Source organism: Christensenella intestinihominis (assembly GCF_001678845.1).
GTDB lineage: Bacteria > Bacillota > Clostridia > Christensenellales > Christensenellaceae > Christensenella > Christensenella intestinihominis.
The window spans coordinates 1-18,777 of the sequence record NZ_MAIQ01000018.1; the positions used below are offsets into that span (position 1 = coordinate 1).

17 protein-coding genes are annotated in these 18,777 nt (G+C 40.5%); 16 read left to right on the forward strand and 1 reads right to left on the reverse strand.

The genetic code is table 11. From position 1 onward, the window contains the following. Positions 1 to 79: 79 nt before the first annotated feature. Positions 80 to 1,009, reverse strand: coding sequence for a class II fructose-1,6-bisphosphate aldolase (fba, locus tag BBD38_RS13845; RefSeq protein WP_066689257.1), 930 nt, complete (start codon positions 1,007 to 1,009; stop codon positions 80 to 82). A gap of 197 nt (positions 1,010 to 1,206) precedes the next feature. Here fba and BBD38_RS13850 point away from each other — a divergent pair, with 197 nt between their 5' ends. The 16 genes from BBD38_RS13850 to BBD38_RS13925 all read left to right on the forward strand — a co-directional run bounded on the left by BBD38_RS13850 (position 1,207) and on the right by BBD38_RS13925 (position 18,424). Further along, positions 1,207 to 1,575 carry an EamA family transporter gene (locus BBD38_RS13850; RefSeq protein ID WP_066689259.1) on the forward strand — a complete coding sequence of 123 codons (369 nt, stop codon included), beginning with the start codon at positions 1,207 to 1,209 and terminating at the stop codon, positions 1,573 to 1,575. Further along, positions 1,559 to 1,900: a hypothetical protein gene (locus tag BBD38_RS13855; protein WP_066689294.1), complete on the forward strand. Its 342-nt coding sequence runs from the start codon at positions 1,559 to 1,561 to the stop codon at positions 1,898 to 1,900. The genes BBD38_RS13850 and BBD38_RS13855 overlap by 17 nt, the downstream gene beginning before the upstream one ends. Before the next feature lie 102 nt (positions 1,901 to 2,002). After that, on the forward strand, positions 2,003 to 3,007 hold the full coding sequence (gene gap / locus BBD38_RS13860; RefSeq protein WP_066689261.1) for a type I glyceraldehyde-3-phosphate dehydrogenase: 1,005 nt from the start codon (positions 2,003 to 2,005) through the stop codon (positions 3,005 to 3,007). A 202-nt stretch (positions 3,008 to 3,209) separates the two neighbouring features. Continuing rightward, positions 3,210 to 3,425 carry a phage integrase N-terminal SAM-like domain-containing protein gene (locus tag BBD38_RS14880; RefSeq protein WP_066689263.1) on the forward strand — a complete coding sequence of 72 codons (216 nt, stop codon included), beginning with the start codon at positions 3,210 to 3,212 and terminating at the stop codon, positions 3,423 to 3,425. Between the two features lie 324 nt (positions 3,426 to 3,749). Continuing rightward, positions 3,750 to 4,529, forward strand: coding sequence for a glucose-1-phosphate cytidylyltransferase (rfbF, locus tag BBD38_RS13870; protein ID WP_066689265.1), 780 nt, complete (start codon positions 3,750 to 3,752; stop codon positions 4,527 to 4,529). Next, positions 4,508 to 5,581, forward strand: coding sequence for a CDP-glucose 4,6-dehydratase (rfbG, locus tag BBD38_RS13875; RefSeq protein ID WP_066689267.1), 1,074 nt, complete (start codon positions 4,508 to 4,510; stop codon positions 5,579 to 5,581). The genes rfbF and rfbG overlap by 22 nt, the downstream gene beginning before the upstream one ends. A 5-nt stretch (positions 5,582 to 5,586) precedes the next feature. Next, entirely contained in the window at positions 5,587 to 6,945 is a 1,359-nt protein-coding gene (gene rfbH / locus BBD38_RS13880) for a lipopolysaccharide biosynthesis protein RfbH (RefSeq protein ID WP_066689269.1), read from the forward strand. An 8-nt stretch (positions 6,946 to 6,953) separates the two neighbouring features. Then, positions 6,954 to 7,988, forward strand: a complete 1,035-nt coding sequence (locus BBD38_RS13885; RefSeq protein ID WP_066689271.1) for a sugar kinase — start codon at positions 6,954 to 6,956, stop codon at positions 7,986 to 7,988. A 15-nt stretch (positions 7,989 to 8,003) separates the two neighbouring features. Next, complete coding sequence (locus tag BBD38_RS13890; protein ID WP_066689273.1) at positions 8,004 to 9,821, forward strand: thiamine pyrophosphate-binding protein; 1,818 nt, start codon at positions 8,004 to 8,006, stop codon at positions 9,819 to 9,821. Positions 9,822 to 9,823: 2 nt separating this feature from the next. Beyond that, on the forward strand, positions 9,824 to 10,732 hold the full coding sequence (locus BBD38_RS13895) for an NAD-dependent epimerase/dehydratase family protein (protein WP_066689275.1): 909 nt from the start codon (positions 9,824 to 9,826) through the stop codon (positions 10,730 to 10,732). Then, complete coding sequence (locus tag BBD38_RS13900; RefSeq protein WP_066689277.1) at positions 10,729 to 11,691, forward strand: glycosyltransferase family 2 protein; 963 nt, start codon at positions 10,729 to 10,731, stop codon at positions 11,689 to 11,691. The genes BBD38_RS13895 and BBD38_RS13900 overlap by 4 nt, the downstream gene beginning before the upstream one ends. A gap of 119 nt (positions 11,692 to 11,810) precedes the next feature. Further along, entirely contained in the window at positions 11,811 to 12,926 is a 1,116-nt protein-coding gene (locus BBD38_RS13905; protein WP_172807854.1) for a lipopolysaccharide biosynthesis protein, read from the forward strand. After that, the gene (locus BBD38_RS13910; protein WP_066689281.1) at positions 12,913 to 13,749 is read left to right on the forward strand and encodes a LicD family protein; all 837 of its coding nucleotides are present in this window, start codon (positions 12,913 to 12,915) and stop codon (positions 13,747 to 13,749) included. The genes BBD38_RS13905 and BBD38_RS13910 overlap by 14 nt, the downstream gene beginning before the upstream one ends. A gap of 22 nt (positions 13,750 to 13,771) precedes the next feature. Continuing rightward, a complete protein-coding gene (locus tag BBD38_RS13915) occupies positions 13,772 to 14,821 on the forward strand; it encodes an NAD(P)-dependent oxidoreductase (RefSeq protein WP_066689283.1) in 1,050 nt (349 codons plus the stop codon). 13 nt (positions 14,822 to 14,834) lie between these two features. Further along, entirely contained in the window at positions 14,835 to 15,500 is a 666-nt protein-coding gene (locus BBD38_RS13920; protein WP_066689289.1) for an IspD/TarI family cytidylyltransferase, read from the forward strand. Further along, the gene (locus BBD38_RS13925) at positions 15,497 to 18,424 is read left to right on the forward strand and encodes an ArnT family glycosyltransferase (protein ID WP_066689292.1); all 2,928 of its coding nucleotides are present in this window, start codon (positions 15,497 to 15,499) and stop codon (positions 18,422 to 18,424) included. Before BBD38_RS13920 ends, BBD38_RS13925 begins: the two co-directional genes overlap by 4 nt. The last annotated feature ends 353 nt before the right edge of the window (positions 18,425 to 18,777 follow it).

Sequence of the window (18,777 nt, forward strand, 5' to 3'; positions counted from 1 at the left end):
AGGCGCTGCCAGTATCAGGGCCCTTATAGGGCCAGTGCAAGCCACCAGCTTAGCTGGTGGTCCTGACTGCTCTGAAAAATTACGCTTTATTGTCGCAGCCGAGGACATCTACGATTTTGTGGGCAACCATTTGCTTGATTGCTTCCCGTGCTGGTTTCAGGTACTGGCGCGGATCGAAATCAGCAGGATGCTCTGCAAAGTGTTTGCGGATCGTACCCGTCATTGCAAGGCGAAGGTCGGAATCAATATTGATTTTGCAAACCGCACTTTCGGCAGCCTTGCGGAGCAGCGCCTCCGGAACGCCCTGGGCTCCCGGCATATCGCCGCCGTATTTGTTAATCATTTCAACAAATTCCGGGATAACGGAGGATGCGCCGTGGAGAACGATTGGGAAGCCCGGAAGGATTTCCGTTACTTTCTCGAGAATGTCAAAACGCAGCTTCGGCTCGCCCTTGAATTTGAACGCGCCGTGGCTTGTACCAATCGCAATTGCGAGGCTGTCCACGCCTGTTTTGCTGGCAAATTCATAAACTTCCTCGGGACGTGTATAGGAAGAATCCTCAGCGGAAACCTGCACTTCATCTTCCACGCCGGCAAGACGCCCAAGCTCTCCCTCGACAACAACGCCGCGGTCGTGCGCATAGTCAACGACACGTTTGGTTACGGCGATGTTCTCCTCGAAAGGAAGATGGGAACCGTCAATCATAACGGAGGTAAAGCCGCCATCAATACAGGATTTGCACGTCTCGAAACTGTCACCGTGATCAAGGTGCAGGCAGATCGGGAGGCCGGTATCCTCGAGGGCAGCCTCAACAAGCTTTGTCAGGTAAATCGGGTTTGCATAGTTACGCGCACCTTTTGAAACCTGCAGAATCAGCGGGGCGTTCAATTCCTTTGCCGCTTCCGTGATCCCCTGGATAATTTCCATGTTGTTCACGTTAAATGCGCCAATCGCATACCCGCCCTTGTATGCTTTCTCAAACATTTCTTTGGTTGTAACTAATGGCATCTATAAAATCCTCCTTATAATAATTCAAAAGACAAGTTCATTATACTATTAGAGAAAAAAAAGTACAACCTGAGAAACAGGGTTAATTTCCAGATCGAAAAATTTTTGAAGAAGGAAAAATAGAGAGATGAGAATAAAAGGATAAGTTGACATTTTCATAAGAAAAAAGTAGCATATTGGGGACAGGAGGCGGAAGAATGGAGCAAGTCAAAAAGAAAACTGATTGGCGCGGGATCATTTTCTTGCAAGCAATTATTGTAATTTATACATTTTCAAGCGTATGCGGCAAGATGGCCACGCATGGCAACGAATTTATGTCCAGGATGTTTATTATTTACATTCTGCTTGATTTTGTGTTGCTTGCGGTTTACGCATTGCTTTGGCAGCAGGGGCTCAAACGGTTTGATTTAAATGTTGCTTATGCAAACCGGTCAGTAGCGATCATATGGTCGATGGTATGGTCCGCACTTATTTTTCGGGAAGGAATCACCGTGGCGAATATAATCGGGACTGCGATTATCATTACCGGCACGATGTTGGTGAATACGGATGCTGAGTCTAAGTAGCGTATTAATTATGCTGTGCGGCGTAACGATTGCCGCGTTTTCGCAAATATTACTTAAAACAAGCGCAAACCAGGAATATGCGAGCTTTTGGAAGCAGTACCTGAATAAGCGTGTCATCTTTGGATATATGATGCTGCTGGTTTCTATGTGCTTTTCCATATGGGCTTATTCCGGGATGGACTATAAATATGGTCCGGCAATTGAGTCTGTGGGTATGGCACTGGTTGCCATTTTAAGCTGCGTGATTTTAAAAGAAAAAATGACAAAACGAAGACTCGCGGGTACGGCGCTTATAATTGTGGGCCTGATTGTTTTCTGCCTGTGAAAAAATGAGCGAAAGCGGGTTGCAAAACCCTCTGTAATCACATATAATATTATATGTACGCAAAAAATTAATTAAATAAATAATTTAGGAGGATTTTACATTATGGCTATCAAAGTTGGTATCAACGGTTTTGGTCGTATCGGCAGACTGGTTTTCCGTGCTTCTACGAAGAACCCGAACATTCAGGTGGTGGGGATTAACGATCCGTTTATTGATCCTAACTATATGGAGTATATGCTTAAATACGATACGGTTCACGGCCGCTTTGACGGGGAAGTTTCCCACAAAGACGATGCAATTGTTGTGAATGGCAATGAGATCAAAGTGTTCGACAAAATGAACCCGGTTGAAATCCCGTGGGGAGAAATCGGTGCCGATTATGTTGTGGAGTCGACAGGCGTATTCACGACGACGGATAAAGCGAAGGCTCATCTTGAAGCAGGTGCAAAGCAGGTTGTGATCTCTGCTCCTTCGGCGGATGCTCCGATGTTTGTAATGGGCGTAAACAACAAGACGTATGATCCTTCCATGACGATTGTTTCCAACGCATCCTGCACGACGAACTGTCTGGCGCCTCTGGCGAAGGTCATCAACGACAACTTTGGTCTTGTCGAAGGTCTTATGACGACGGTTCATGCGACAACGGCGACCCAGAAGACGGTTGACGGTCCTTCCAAGAAGGACTGGAGAGGCGGACGTGCTGCTGCCGGCAACATCATTCCTTCTTCTACGGGCGCGGCAAAGGCTGTTGGCAAGGTTATCCCGGAACTGAACGGCAAGCTGACAGGTATGTCCATGCGCGTTCCTACCCTTGACGGTTCGGTTGTAGACCTTACATGCCGCCTTGGCAAAGACACGACCTATGAAGAAGTTTGCGCAGCTGTTAAGAAAGCTTGCGAAGGCGAGCTGAAGGGCATTATGTCCTACACGGAAGACGCTATCGTTTCCAGCGACATCCTCGGCGACGCTCATACGTCCATCTTCGATGCGACGGCTGGTATCGCTCTTACGGGCAACTTCATGAAGCTCATCGCCTGGTATGACAACGAGTGGGGTTATTCCAATAAGGTTCTTGACCTCATTTCCTACATCGACAGCGTGAAATAAGCGATAACCATGCATGTTTGAGCGGTTTTGCATCGTAAGGAAAAGACACCAAAATCTTTCAGGATTGCAGGAAAAACCGCTTCAAGTACGATAACTGTTGGTAAAGTCACACCGGCAAGTACGTGTTACCAAGCCGTTATCATAACAGCATAAAATAAGCACCTTTCTTAACGGGTTTATATTCGGAAAGAAAGGTGCTTTTATGTTGCAAAAGGATTTACTGTTGGAATTTGAATTTAACTGTCAGGTAAGAAAATTATCGCCCCGAACCGTAGGCAATTACAAAAAGCAGATTCAATATTTGCTGAATTTTCTGGAACAGAAATACAGCGTTACTGTTCCGGAAGAAGTAGAGCCCACCATGATAAAACGCTTCCTTGTCACTATGACCAATTTAGGCAGGAAGGAAAGTACCTAAAAGCAACCCCAAGACACAACGGCAAAGTGGAACGAGTCCACAGGATAGATCAGGAGAGGCTTTATGAAGGCAGGAGCTTCTACAGCGTAGAAGATGCGAATATACCAACTGAAACGATACCAGAGAAATGACAATCGTTTTCCGTTCATCATGCTGGAGCGCAAGTTTTCGCTTCAGTACTACAAAGACCTCCTCGTCAATGTGTAACATATCTTTTGACATTGTACAAATTTAGTTCTGATTGGAATTGAAAGAATGAAGCTTAGATGATATAATAAAAACACTTGCTTTAACTAAAAATATTTAAGTCGTATGAGGTAATAAATGAAGGTTGTAATTTTAGCGGGAGGCTTTGGAACACGTATTAGTGAGGAATCTCATTTGAAGCCAAAACCGATGGTAGAAATTGGCGATAAACCAATACTTTGGCACATTATGAAATATTATTCCTCTTTCGGGTTTAATGATTTTGTTATTTGTTTGGGATACAAGGCCTATGTTATTAAAGAATTCTTTGCAGACTATTATCTGCACATGTCGGATATTACCTTTGACTTCAGAAATGAAAATAAGATGATTGTCCATGATAATTTTGCTGAACCATGGAAAGTCACGCTTGTTGATACGGGACTCAATACCATGACGGGTGGAAGAGTCAAGCGTGTACGGAACTATATTGGTGACGAACCATTCATGTTGACTTATGGTGATGGAGTTGCTGACGTGGATATCAAGGCGCTCCTCGAATTCCATAAAAAGCATGGGAAGATTGCTACAATGACAGCGATTCGTCCCAGTGGCAGGTTTGGGATATTGGATATTGAGCAGGGAAATGCGATCACCTCATTTCGTGAAAAATCCCAAGAAGATATGGGATTGATTAATGGCGGATTTATGGTATTTGAACCTTCTTTATTCGATTATATTGAAGGCGATGCTACTGTTCTGGAGCGCGAACCGCTTGAACAATTGGCGGAAAAACGCGAGCTTATGGCTTTTAAGCATGAAGGGTTCTGGCAGTGTATGGATACGATGCGCGACCAAAAATTGTTGGACAAATTGCTTGAGGAAAATAAAGCACCATGGAAGGTGTGGAAAGATTGATGTTTCAAAAAGACTTTTTTAAGAATAAACGTATATTTCTCACAGGCCATACGGGCTTCAAGGGTTCGTGGTTATGTGAGTTATTATTGTTATGCGAAGCGGAGATTACAGGGTTTTCATTGATTCCTTCAACAACTCCGGCACTTTTCCATCTGGCGGGAATTGAAAAAGACATGCATTCCGTGATTGGAGATATACGCGATTTAAGCCAATTGGAGGATGCAATGCGGCAGGCGAATCCTGAGATTGTAATCCATATGGCCGCACAGCCGATTGTCCGGGATTCATACGCAGACCCGGTGTATACCTATGAGACAAATGTAATGGGAACGGTGAATGTGCTTGAAAGTATCAGAAAAGCGGGCGGCGTACGTTCTTTTTTGAATGTTACAACAGACAAGGTATATAAAAATAACGAGTGGGAATGGGGCTACCGTGAGACGGATGAGCTGAATGGGTATGATCCTTATTCCAATTCAAAGTCTTGTTCTGAGTTGGTGACAGATAGCTATAAAAAGTCATTTTTCACTGAAACGAATACGGCAATTTCCACTGCGCGTGCAGGCAACGTGATTGGCGGCGGAGATTTTGCGAATGATAGGATTATTCCCGATTGTGTTCGGGCGGCAACGCTTGGAGAGGACATTGTAGTCAGGAATCCTTATTCGATACGTCCCTATCAGCATGTGTTGGAGCCTTTGTGTGCATATTTGACGATCTTACAGGGACAGTACGAAGATGCGGAATTGAGTGGGAATTATAATATTGGGCCGGATTATGCAGACTGCGTTTCAACTGGCGAACTGGCAACAATGTTTTGTGAGTCGTGGGGAGGCATTACATGGAAAAATGTATGCGAAGAAAAAGCTGTCCACGAAGCGAGTTTTTTAAAGCTGGATTGTTCCAGGCTAAAGGCTGTCTGGGGTCTGAATCCCCGTTGGAACGTAAGAAAAGCGATTGAAAAGGTAGTGGAATGGACTAAATGTTGGCAGGAAGATGGGGATATTAGAAACTGTATGCGTGAGCAGATAACAGAGTATTTGGAAGGATAAATAGAATGTTTGAGGATAAAACAGAGCAGGAGGCGCGCAGGGAGATACTGGAAAGCGTCGGAGAATATTGTAAAAAATGCAAGTTAGAAAAAAAACTGTTTTCCGAAGGAGACCGTATTACCTATGCGGCGCGCGTATATGATGAAAGGGAAATGCAGAATCTTGTGGATAGCGCGCTTGAATTCTGGTTGACCACGGGAAAGTACGCGGAGCGTTTTGAAAAAGAGTTTTCAGATTTCTTGGGAGTGAGGTATTGTTCGCTGGTGAACTCCGGTTCATCGGCCAATCTATTGGCGTTCATGGCACTTACTTCTCCATTGCTCAAAGAGAGAAGAATCCTGCCGGGAGATGAGGTTATTACGGTTGCCGCAGGCTTTCCAACAACGGTAGCTCCGATCATACAATATGGGGCTGTTCCGGTTTTTATTGACGTGACAATACCGCAGTATAATCTTGATACTGCACAATTGGAGAATGCGCTTTCGGAGAAAACGAAAGCTGTTTTTGCGGCGCATACACTGGGGAATCCATTCGATTTAAAAACAGTAAAAGAATTTTGTGATAAAAATGATCTTTGGCTGATTGAGGACAATTGCGATGCGCTCGGTTCAAAATATTGCCTTGACGGGCAGGAACGGTTTACGGGAACCATTGGGGATATTGGCACATCAAGCTTTTATCCGCCACACCATATGACAATGGGAGAAGGCGGAGCCGTTTATACAAATGATGCTCTTTTGCATAAAATCGTGAATTCTCTGCGCGACTGGGGACGTGATTGCGTATGCCCGTCCGGGCATGACAATGTGTGTGGGCACCGATTCGACAGGCAATATGGAGAACTTCCGTTCGGGTATGATCATAAGTATGTTTATTCTCACTTTGGATACAATCTAAAGGTGACGGATATGCAGGCAGCCGTAGGCTGTGCCCAACTGGAGAAATTCCCGTCATTTATCGAAACGCGGAGAAGAAACTGGCGAAAATTGCGCGACGGTTTAGCCGGGCTGGAGGATAAGTTGATTCTACCTGAGGCAGAGGGAAATTCCGTTCCGAGCTGGTTCGGTTTTCTGATTACTGTAAAACCGGAAGCGGGGGTCAGCCGTGAAAGACTCGTGGAAGAAATAGAAGGACATGGTATTCAGACGCGCAATTTATTTGCCGGGAATTTAATCAAGCACCCCTGTTTTGACGAAATGCGCGCCGCAGGGACGGGCTACCGTGTGATAGGGGAACTTGCGAATACCGATAGAATCATGAACGATACGTTTTGGATCGGCGTGTATCCAGGAATGACGGATGAAATGATCGAATATATGATTGAGATGATTAAAAAAGCAGTGAGAAATAGAACGGGAAGGTAAGAAGCCGTATGAATAAGAAAATTGTTGCTTTTGGTGAGATTATGTTACGATTGAAGGCGCCGGGTTATGAACGATTCTTTCAATCAAATACACTGGAAGCGACCTTTGGAGGCGGGGAAGCAAACGTAGCTGTTTCTTTGGCTAATTTTGGAATGGATGCGGAATTTGTGACAGTGTTACCGAATACCGATATTGGAAAAGCAGCCGAAGCCGAGGTGCGTCGCTTTGGCGTGGATGTTTCTCATATTGCCTACAGTGATAACGCACGGATGGGTATTTACTTTCTGGAGGCTGGAGCGGCGCAAAGACCATCAAAGGTGATTTATGACCGCAGTGCTTCCGCAATTTCACAAGTTGCACCTGGGATGATCGAGTGGAAAAAGATTTTTGCAGAGGCAGCGTGGTATCATGTGACGGGAATTACACCAGCAATCAGTATGGAAGCTGCGGAGCAAACGATTGCGTCATTAAAAGTAGCAAAAGAGGCTGGCGTTACAGTCTCATGTGACTTGAATTACCGGGCAAAACTTTGGAATTATGGGAAGAAAGCGCCGGAAATAATGCAGGAAATCGTAAAATATACCGATGTTATTATTGCCAATGAAGAAGATTTTCAAAAGTCATTGGGGATATATTCTGAAATTGAAGCTGGAAAAGGAGAACTTGATCTCGATATTTATCGTAATATTAGTGAACAAGTATTGAAAGATTTCAAAAATGTAAAGATTGTAGCGATTACCTTACGAGACAGTAAAAGCGCGAATCGCAATGGGTGGTCGGCTTGTTTAAATGACCGTGAGCAGTTTATTCACAGCCAGAAATATGATATTACAGATATTGTAGATCGTGTTGGCGGTGGAGATTCATTTTCAGCAGGTCTTATTTACGGTCTGCTAAATGGCTACTCGCACGAAGCGGCCCTTCAGTTTGCTGTTGGGGCAAGTTGCTTAAAGCACTCCATCATTGGTGATTTTAATCGAGTATCAGTGGAAGAAGTTAAAAAGTTTGTCAGTGGCGATACGAGTGGACGAATTCAGAGATAGGATAAAGGAAAGAATATGAAAATCAGACTTGCGGATTATGTTGCGGATTTTTTGGCAGAAAACGGAATTCATGATGTATTTACAGTTGTCGGCGGTGGTGCAATGCATCTAAATGATGCTTTGGGCAAAAATAAAAATTTGCATTGCATTTATAATCATCACGAACAAGCGTGTGCAATTGCTGCAGAAAGTTATGCGCGTATTCATAATAAAATTGCTGCTGTGTGCGTGACAACGGGCCCAGGAGGAACTAATGCTATTACAGGCGTTGTCGGTGGATGGACAGATTCGATTCCGATGTTTATCATTTCCGGACAGGTAAAATATTCTACCTGTGCCCGTAGCACGGGACTGCCGCTCAGGGCTATGGGAGATCAGGAGTTTGACATAACACGGGCAGTTACATGTATGACAAAATATGCGGAAATGGTGATTGACCCAAACGAAATAAAATATCATTTAAAACGAGCATTATTTTTGGCAAAAAACGGGAGGCCGGGCCCGGTGTGGCTTGATATTCCAGTTAACGTACAAAGTGCAGTAGTTGAGACGGATGAGTTAAAAGATTATGACTCGGCAGAAGATGAAAAGCGTGAAAATCCGGTTGCCCCAACTCAAGATATAACCGATGAAATTATTCGCCGATTAAAAAGTGCTAAGCGTCCTATAATTTACGCAGGGAGCGGGATCATGGGAGCGGGAGTACATCCTGAATTTATGCGGTTGGTGGAGAAGTTGAACGTTCCCGTAGTTACGGCATGGAACAGTATTGATGAGATGTATGATGAGCATCCGCTTTATGTGGGACGTGGTGGGATCATGGGGGATCGTGCGGGGAATTTTGCTGTTCAAAACAGCGACCTAATCCTTTCACTTGCCTGCCGGTTGAGTATTCGACAAGTAGGTTATAACTATGAAACATGGGCTCGTGAGGCATATAAGATTGTCGTGGATATTGACGAAGCGGAATTGAGAAAACCAACGATTGCTGTAGATATGCCTGTTCACGCAAATGTAGCCGATATAATTCGACTTTTGAATAAAAGTGCAGAGGGACATGTTTTTGACAAGGAAGAGTGGGTGAAATGCTGTGCGGAATGGAAGGCTAAATATCCGGTGGTATGTCCTAAGCACTATGAAGAGCGTGAGCTCGGTAATCCTTATTGCTTTATCAAGGAGTTGGCAGCCAGGCTGCCCGAAGGACAAATAACGGTGGTTGGGAATGGCTCTGCATGCGTCGTAGGAAGCCATGGATTTCACATAAAAAAGGATCAGCGTTTTATCATAAATTCCGGAATTGCATCTATGGGATATGATCTTCCCGCGGCAATTGGAGCATGTTATGCGAGCGGTGGAAAAGAAATTATTTGCATTTCCGGCGATGGAAGCTTGCAGATGAATATACAAGAATTGCAGACGATTATTACGAATCGGCTTCCGATCAAATTGTTTGTAATTAATAACCAAGGCTATCATTCGATCAGGCAGACACAAAATTCTTTTTTTGGGAAACCCCTCGTAGGGATAGGGCCAGAGAGTGGCGATCTGGGTTTCCCTGACCTTGAGAAGATTGCGCAGGCGTATGGGTATCCGTTTGTACGTTGCGAAAAAAATGGACAAATGGGTGAATGTATCGAAAAAACGCTCAAAAACCCAGAATATGCAATCTGTGAAGTGATGGTAACGCCGGAACAGAACTTTGAACCCAAATCTTCGTCACGGCAACTTGAAGATGGAACAATCGTTTCGCCGCCGCTTGAAGATTTAGCACCCTTCCTTGATAGGGAAGAATTGAAAGAAAATATGATTATACCAATGGTGGGCGAGGAGTAAAAATGATGAAGTACATCATAATGGGTGCGACTGGGATGATTGGCATGGCATTAATCAGACAAATTCTAGAAAATGGTGATTATGTGCTTGCAATTGACCGCCCATGTGAGAAATTAAATAAACTTCCAAAAAATAAGAATGTCCAGATATTGGAATGTGATATTGCTAAGCTTCACTCTATAGAATTAGAAACGCAATATGATACGTTTTTTCATTTAGGATGGAAAAGCACCTCCGTGCACAGTAGGGATGATGTATTTTCGCAAGAGGAGAATATTCGCTATACATTAGATGCGGTTGAGTTAGCGAAAAGGATTGGATGCCAAGTATTTGTGGGAGCAGGTTCACAAGCGGAATATGGACGTATAGAAGGATTAGTCGCTCCGGATAGCCCAATTCATCCCGAAAATGGGTATGGAATTGCGAAATATGCAGCAGGCAGATTGAGCCGGATTTTATGTGAGCAGATAGGTATGCGTCACAACTGGGCGCGCATTTTAAGCGTTTACGGCCCAGGAGATAATGATTATACGATGATTATGTATTGTATAAAAACTTTGCTTGAAGGGGAATCTCCCCAAGTTACAAAATGTGAGCAGATGTGGGATTATCTTTACTGCGATGATGTCGCTCGAGCATTGATTGCAATTGGAAAAAATGGAAAAAGTGGTAAATCCTATTGTGTGGGAAGCGGGCGGGAACGTCGAATGAAAGAGTATGTAGAAACCATAAGAAGTTGTATTGACAAAAATGCTGAAATTGGTTATGGAAAGCGAGAATATAATGAAAAACAGGTAATGCGGCTGTGTGCTGATATTTCTGATTTAAAGGCGGATACTGGTTTCATTCCTCAAATTCCGTTTGAAGAAGGAATTCAAAAAACGATTGAATGGTGCAGGGGGAAAAGATGAGCAAGATAAGCATTGTTATTCCGACCTATAATGAGCAAGAAAATGTCGTTTCGTTATCAGGGACGATTATTAATATATTTGAAGAAAAGCTTCCAGAATATGATTATGAAATAATCTTTATTGACAATGATTCTTCGGATAATACACGCGTACTGATTCAAGGGTTGTGCGCTGAAAATCAGAAAATCAAGGCGATTTTTAATGTAAAAAACTTTGGACATATCCGTTCGCCCTTTTATGGCCTTTTACAGGCGGATGGAGACTGCACTATGTTGATGTGTGCCGATTTCCAGGATCCGCCGGAGATGATCCCGCAGTTCGTAAATGCATGGGCAGAAGGATATAAAGTAGTGATCGGTATCAAAACAAACAGCATGGAAAATAGGCTAATGTATGGTGTAAGAAAGCTGTACTATAAATTGATTAAAAAAATATCCGACGTAGAACAAATTGAAAATTTTACCGGCTTTGGGCTTTATGATAAAAGTTTTATAGAAGTTCTAAAAAAATTAGACGATCCAATGCCTTATATGCGTGGTATTGTGGCGGAGCTGGGATTTAAGCGGAAAGATATTGAATATGAACAACCAAAACGAAAGGCGGGGAAGACGAAAAATAACTTCTATACATTATATGATATGGCGATGCTCGGAATTACTTCCTATTCTAAAGTCATTTTAAGATTGGCGACAATTATTGGCTTTGTTTTTTCAGCAGCGAGTTTCGTGATCGCTTTGATCTATTTGATTCTTAAATTGACGAACTGGTATGGTTTTGCGGCGGGTACTGCCCCTATATTAATTGGATTATTTTTATTCGGCTCTGTGCTTATGTTTTTTATTGGTTTTTTGGGGGAGTATATTTTGAATATCAATACCCGGGTAATGAAACGGCCTCTTGTGGTTGAGGAGAAACGGATTAATTTTGGGGGAGTAGAAAGACAGAATAAAGAAAAGTAATTATTATGAAAACTAAACTCAAATTGGGCTTTGCAAAGGACTTATCATACAATCTTCTGGCTATAATAATCATGAATATAGTGATACAGTTTGTTATCTATCCCTATCTGAACAGGAATATGGGAGAAGAAGCTTTTGGCAATGTTCTGTATCTATTATCGGTTGTAGCAATATTGGCGAATTCATTTGGGATGGCACTTAATAATACGAGATTGGTGATCAAGCCGCAGTTTGAAAGCCGAAATGGTGATTACAATGTATTAATGGTGATTTTCTGTATTATATCATGTGCTGTAGCAATTGTTGTATTACATTCTTTAGATACATTAACACCTATAAATGGTCTGTTTTTTTGTGTATTGACAGTACTTACACTAATTCGTTATTATTCTGATGTTGAATATCGGTTGACACTTCGTTATAGGCGCTATTTTGTTTATTATATTATTATTTCTATCGGCTATTTATTAGGGATTATCCTATACAAATTTACGAAAAATTGGTTTTTGGTTTTGGCTTGCGGGGAGCTAGCAGCAGTTTTGTTTGTTTTGCCGCAAAATACAATATATCAGAAACCGTTTATATGCTCAAAGCAGAAGGCAAAGGTATGGAAAATAACTGTAACGGTTGCTGGGTCCTATTTGATCGCTAATTTTTTTCAAAATATAGATAGAATTGTTTTACAGAATTTAATGGGTGGAGACGCAGTTACTACTTTTTATACAGCATCGGTTTTAGGTAAAACTGTCGCATTATTAATTGGACCGATTAATGGGGTGATGATAGCTTACCTCGCGCGGTATAGTGGAAGTTTTTCCAAGGGAATATTTTCGAAAGCTGTCTTATTGGCAGTAGCTTTATCAGGCATCTGCTTTATAGGATGCATTCTGGTTTCGCCATGGCTTATTAGGACTTTCTATCCTAATGTATATAGTACAGCCAATGGCTTGATCGGCATCGCAACACTTGGGCAAATACTTTTTTTTACAGCGGGCCTTTTGTTAGCTGTTATCTTAAGATTTTGTCATCAGAGGTATCAGTTTACAATCCAAATTATTTATGGTATTGTTTATGTGGCCCTTGCGGTTCCGGCGACAATTAATATGGGAATCGAGGGCTTTGCTTATGCTACGTTATGGGCAAATCTAATACGATTTGCTCTAGTTTTGGTAGTGGGATATAAAGATGCGGGAAAACGTGAGATAAAGGAAAAAGCAAGCAATGAAAAACAATGAGATGCAAAAAATTCATGAAATAGCATTCAAAATTTTGTGCGAGATAGACCGTATCTGTGAAAAGAATGATATAAAGTATTTTTTGAGCTCGGGGACTCTCTTGGGGGCAGTAAGACATCAGAACTTTATTCCGTGGGACGATGATGCGGACATTGCTATGACACGAGAGGAATACAATAAGTTCGCAGAGGCATGTAGAGATGAACTAGGAGACGATTTTGAGTTTCTATCATGTGACCAGTCTGGAAACCATTTTGTAGATTTTATTCCGGGAGTTGTCTATAGAAAGTGTAGATGGTTTGATGAGCAGGAAGAACAAAAAGATGCTTATAATTTTGTTAAAACAGATATTTTTATATTAGAGCAGTCTTATAATCAAAGATGGAGGGAAAAAGTTCGAGTTGCTCACATGTTAATGATTTATGGTTTAGCAATGGGACATCGTACCAATATTCAATGGAGAAAATTTAGCGGTGTTACTAAATTAGCGATTTGTTTTTTTTCAAAACTTGGAGAAAAGATTCCTTTAAAAAAATTGCGGGAAAAGTATACAAGGGTTTCCACAAAATTGCAAGGGAAAAAAACGAATCGCTATTTATCTAATGTACCGCCACCGTGGCTTTCTTTGAAATTGGTGCATCAGTACCCTGCAGATTGGTTCAGCGAAAGCGTTAGATTACCACTTAATGGAAAAGAATTCCCGGTACCAAAAGACTGGGATAAATTGTTGGAACTTTCCTATCATAATTATATGGAATTACCTCCAGAGGAAGAACGGAGAGGTAAACATATTAATATGAATACGTTTGAGATGCTGGAATAATTGAAATGGAGTATTGAGGGAGATGATGATGAAAGGATACATGATGAAGCATTTAAAGGCTCTAGTAACTGCCGAGATTTTTATCGGGGATTTACAGCGCGCATATCCTGAAATTGATTTTGAATTTTGTGGATATGGGCATAATTTTAAGATGCTGACACCAGAAGAACTCAAAAGGAAATGTAGAAATGTCGATATTATTATCAGCGAGTTTGATACGATTGATGAATCCGTTATGAGGACAGCCCAGAAACTAAAGTTGATTATCTGTTGTCGTGCAGGTGTAAAAACTGTAATTGATCTGGATGCCGCGAAACGCAACGGTATTATGGTGTGTAATAATGTCGGCAGAAATGCTAATGCGGTGTCCGACTTTACGATAGGTTTGATATTGGACCTTACACGGAATATATCAATGACAAATAGAATGATTCAAGAGGAAATTCTTACCACAACAAAACAGACAATGCCAAGAGAATATCAGGATTCTCTCTGGGGATTAGAAAAAGAGAGCCCATATATTGCTTTCAGAGGCCGAGGATTAAGGAATATGACCCTAGGCCTTGTTGGATTCGGATGCGCTGGACGTTTGGTTGCAGAAAAAGCAGGATGGTTCGGTATGAAGATCATTGTGTCGGACCCTTATGTGGATAGGACAACTGTTCCTAAAACAGTTGAAGTAGTAGAATTTGAAGAACTGTTACAAAGAGCAGATATAGTGAGTGTTCATTGTGCTGGGGGTAAAGATTTGAAAAATATGTTCTCGAAAGAACAGTTCAGATTGATGAAAAAAGATGCTTACTTTATTAATGCTGCAAGAGGATACTTTGTAGATGAGTCAGCATTGATTGATGCGTTGAATAATGGGGATATATGCGGGGCGGCGTTGGATGTTGTAAATGAAGAGCCTATGAGGCCGGATAATCCGCTTTTAGAAGCAAAAAATCTTGTTATTACGCCTCATATTGCAGGCTCTTCAAGTGATACTCTGCGGTGTGGCACCGATATGGTAATAGAGGCGCTAGAAAGTTATTTAAAGGGTGAAAGACCGAAGCATTGTATTATTGGATGATAGAGGAATTATTATGGGAAAAACGATAGGAATTATTTTAGCTGGTGGCATTGGCACTAGGATGGAAGCGGATAAGCCGAAGCAATATCTAAAGTTGTGCGGAAAAGAAATTTTATCTTATTCTATAGAAGCCTTTCGTTCCGCAACTACTCTAAATGATTTTTATATTGTTATAAATGACGATAAAGAAACAATAGAGCGTGTAGAAAAACAGTATGGTGTGAAGACGATTCGCGGCGGGAAAGGCAGAAACGACTCCTTTCGGAATGCTTTGGATTATATTAGAACACACGTGTCGGATTGCGATCAGATTTTTGTTAATGAAGCTGCGAGGCCCATGATTACTCCTCAAATAATTGATTTTTATATTAATAAATTGGAACAATACGACTATGTTTATACAGCAGCTAAAATAACAGATTCTTTAGGGACTGTAACTAATCGGTTTGTCGACAGATCAAAATTTTTGCTTGTCCAATCACCTGAAGCGTATCATTTTAAGCAAATTGATCAATATTTCAGTGCGTCTTCGGAAACTACTTATTCGGGGCATGATTTGCCTGAAACTTTTACAGCCTATCAAAATTTTAATTATCGAGACAACTTTAAAGTGACTTATCCCGAAGATATTGCATTGGCGGAGTTCTTACTTCAAAAGCGGAGCAAAAACAAGATATGAATAGTTATATTTTAAAAGAAAAAATCCGATTCAAGGATCGTAAAGAGTATTATTATTATCTTTTATTGATGGTAATTGCTATTGTTGCGTATTACAGTTTTTTTATAAACCGTTATTTTCCAGACACAGTAGGATGGCAAAGTTTTTCGTATAAATTGATGCAGAACGGAAAAATGGTATACCGTGATTTTTTCTATTATTTGCCTCCAATGGAGCTTGTTTTTTCGAATGTTAGACTCGCGATTGCAGGTGATTCTTTCTTGGCTTTACGGATTATAGGCTTGATTGAAAGAGTCGCGATGTTTATCTTGCTTTATAATATTTTTACTCGATATTTCAAACCGCAATATGTTTGTTTGAGTTGTATTGTAGCGGCCACATTGATGTCTGTAAGCCCTCATGATCTTCCTGGCGATTATAATCAGACTTACATATTCCTCATGATAGGAATAATATATTTTTTTATTAAATTTTTTGAAAGTGAAGGCAATAATAGGAAAGAAAATCTGTGGTTATTTTGTTCTGGCATATTGTTAGGGACATTATTTTTGTATAAGCAGTCAATAGGAGTTATCGCTCCTATTGCCTTTCTAATTGCTATGATTGTGATATGTGTAATCCAAAAAAGCAAACAAATTGGGAGATATATTGGGATTTGTATTTTAGGATTTGTAGTACCTGTAGGAATTTGTATGATCTGGTTGTTAGCAAACAATGCATTTTGGCCCTTCCTTGAGCAAGTATATCTAAAAGCAACATCAAAAGGCGGTATAGGAAATGTTTTTGGCGGTGCATTGAATGCACTTGTTAATGAAAAGTATCTGTTTATATTTTGTGTGATAGCTGCTTTACTATTCTTGGGAAGAATCTATCAAAAAAGAAAGAAGAATATTCGAAATAAAGATTTAATTAAAGGTGGAATGATCGCCGCGGGTGGATTGGCAATTATTTTATTCTTATTAAATTATTACGACCTTAGTATAGCCTTTTTTAATGCTATACTACATAGCGGATATATATATTGTTGTGCCCTTTTGATTTTAGCAGGAGTAATATATTACGTTTATCAGTGCTTTTTGAAACAGCATATTGGTTTAGAAAACAATAGTAGGCATGAAGATATTTTCGTTTTTGCAGTTATTATTGGGCTGATTCTTTATAGCTATTTGTTGCTACGCTTTTTGCCAATAGAGAATATAGAAATCTTGTTAGCTGAATCAGGATTTTATGCTGCTTGTGCGGCAATACCTTATTATGGTTTTTATACAGCGGTTGCAGTAACGGTAATATGTATTCTCTATTTTGTCTTTAAGAAAAGGCCATACCATTCATATAGTATTATGATTTTGGCTTTTGGAATTATGATTTGCACCGTAGAATCTGCGATGACATCGACGACAACAATTGGGATCAGAATGGTATCAATAACGTTGCCGTTGATGTTAGGCTTGCTTCTATCTTATGAAATGCCAGGAAGAAGGCTGAAAAATGTATTGGTAGTTGTTTTATGTATAATAACCTGCTCACTATGTTTGGCACAAAGATTGGTTCATCCTTACGATTGGTGGGGTTGGACTGACGAACCAATAAGTAATGAAACCAATTATGAAGTTAATGTGCCAGGATTGGAGGGCTTTAAAGTATCGAAACAGTCTAAAGAAGTTTATGAAACGGTTACAAAATTAATAGAAGAAAATAGTGATGAAAATGATTTTGTATGGGGATTTCCCCATATAAAGATTTTTAATCTATTAACGGATCGAATGGCCCAGCCGACTTTTGTTCCGGTATATTTTTTTGATGTTTGTCCAGATAATTATGCTATCGACGACCTTAAAATATTGAAAGAAAACAAACCAGATATTGTAATTTGGTGTGATATTGGAGAAGATGGCTGGACAACACATGAACGGGTATTCCGTGAGGGGAATCGTTCAGGACAGCGCGATATTCGCGAATGGTTTGAAGGCATTCGCGAAACAGACTATATAGAAATTGGAAATATATATAACCTTACTATTTACAAATTAAAAGACGATCCAAATACTCTAAATGTAACTAATGAGAGCGAGAAAATAAATGTTGCTGAGGGCTACTGGACAAAAGAGGCTAATCTATTATTAACTTCTTCCTATATTACAGAAGAATGTGCAGCAGATGAAAACCCAGAGGCATTTTTAGGAAGTGTTATTTTAGATAAACAAGAAATAAAACATTACGACAATTTGAAAGCAATATCGAATAGTACTCCTGTGCAATGGCAAGAGATAGAGTGGACTAATGATATGGTCCAAAAGGTTGGGATGGAGAAGAGTAAGGGAAGCATAGAGGGGAAATATAGTATGAGTGTTCCTACTGATGGATATGCAACCCTTAGTGTTCCGATTCCTGATGAGATGCAAGGAGAAAATAAGCTGGTCCTTGTTGAATGTAATATTTGGTGTTCAAAGGATTCGGAGATAGTAAATAAGAATAAGACACAAAGTATAAGTTTAAAACAGGGGTGGAATAAGTGCACGATTACGAGTTTTGAGAACCCTAATGATCCGTTTTTATTGGGATTTTACGAAGGCGACTATATTATAAAAGATTACAGAGTCTATGCTAATCAAGGAGATGCGAATTTTATTACTGATCCAAACTATTTTAATGAGTTGAAAATAGTAGTCGATAATTCAGCTATTCTAGCAACAGATTTGGCAAAAACCGATGTGTTTTCCATCTCGGTCAATGGAAAGTCGGTTGATATTATTGATGTCAACAATGGAGATGCAGGAATATATTTGGAACCGGGGGAATATTATATTTCAGTAATCCCTATGTCTGTTGGAGTTAGCATGGTATCTGTAATAGTTACTCTCTTGATTATAGCAGGAGAATTTATATGGTTATATGTTTTAAAGAAACGGGGAAAAAAGATATAAATTTTAGCGGATAAATATCAAAAAATAAATGCAGTTCGTCGTATTGGCAGGGGCACATATTGGTTTAGGATTGTATCCTAGGGGGAAATCAGCTAATTCAAAAAATAGTTAATAGGAACAAAACAGCCAGTAGCCATTAGTATAGAATATGTACCGACGAAGATCAAGAAGCCGCCAATCAAAGTGAGTAAAGTACATCTTAACAATAGTCAGATGCAAGTAATTTAAAGTCGTTGGAATCTAAAGTAGGTCTTAACTTTTTTTGGGCATAAATGATTTGTGGCTTATTGGTACCGTCAAGGCAGCGTTTCAAATTTTGTGTATTCTCAGAAATGAGAAGTAGAATATCGAAC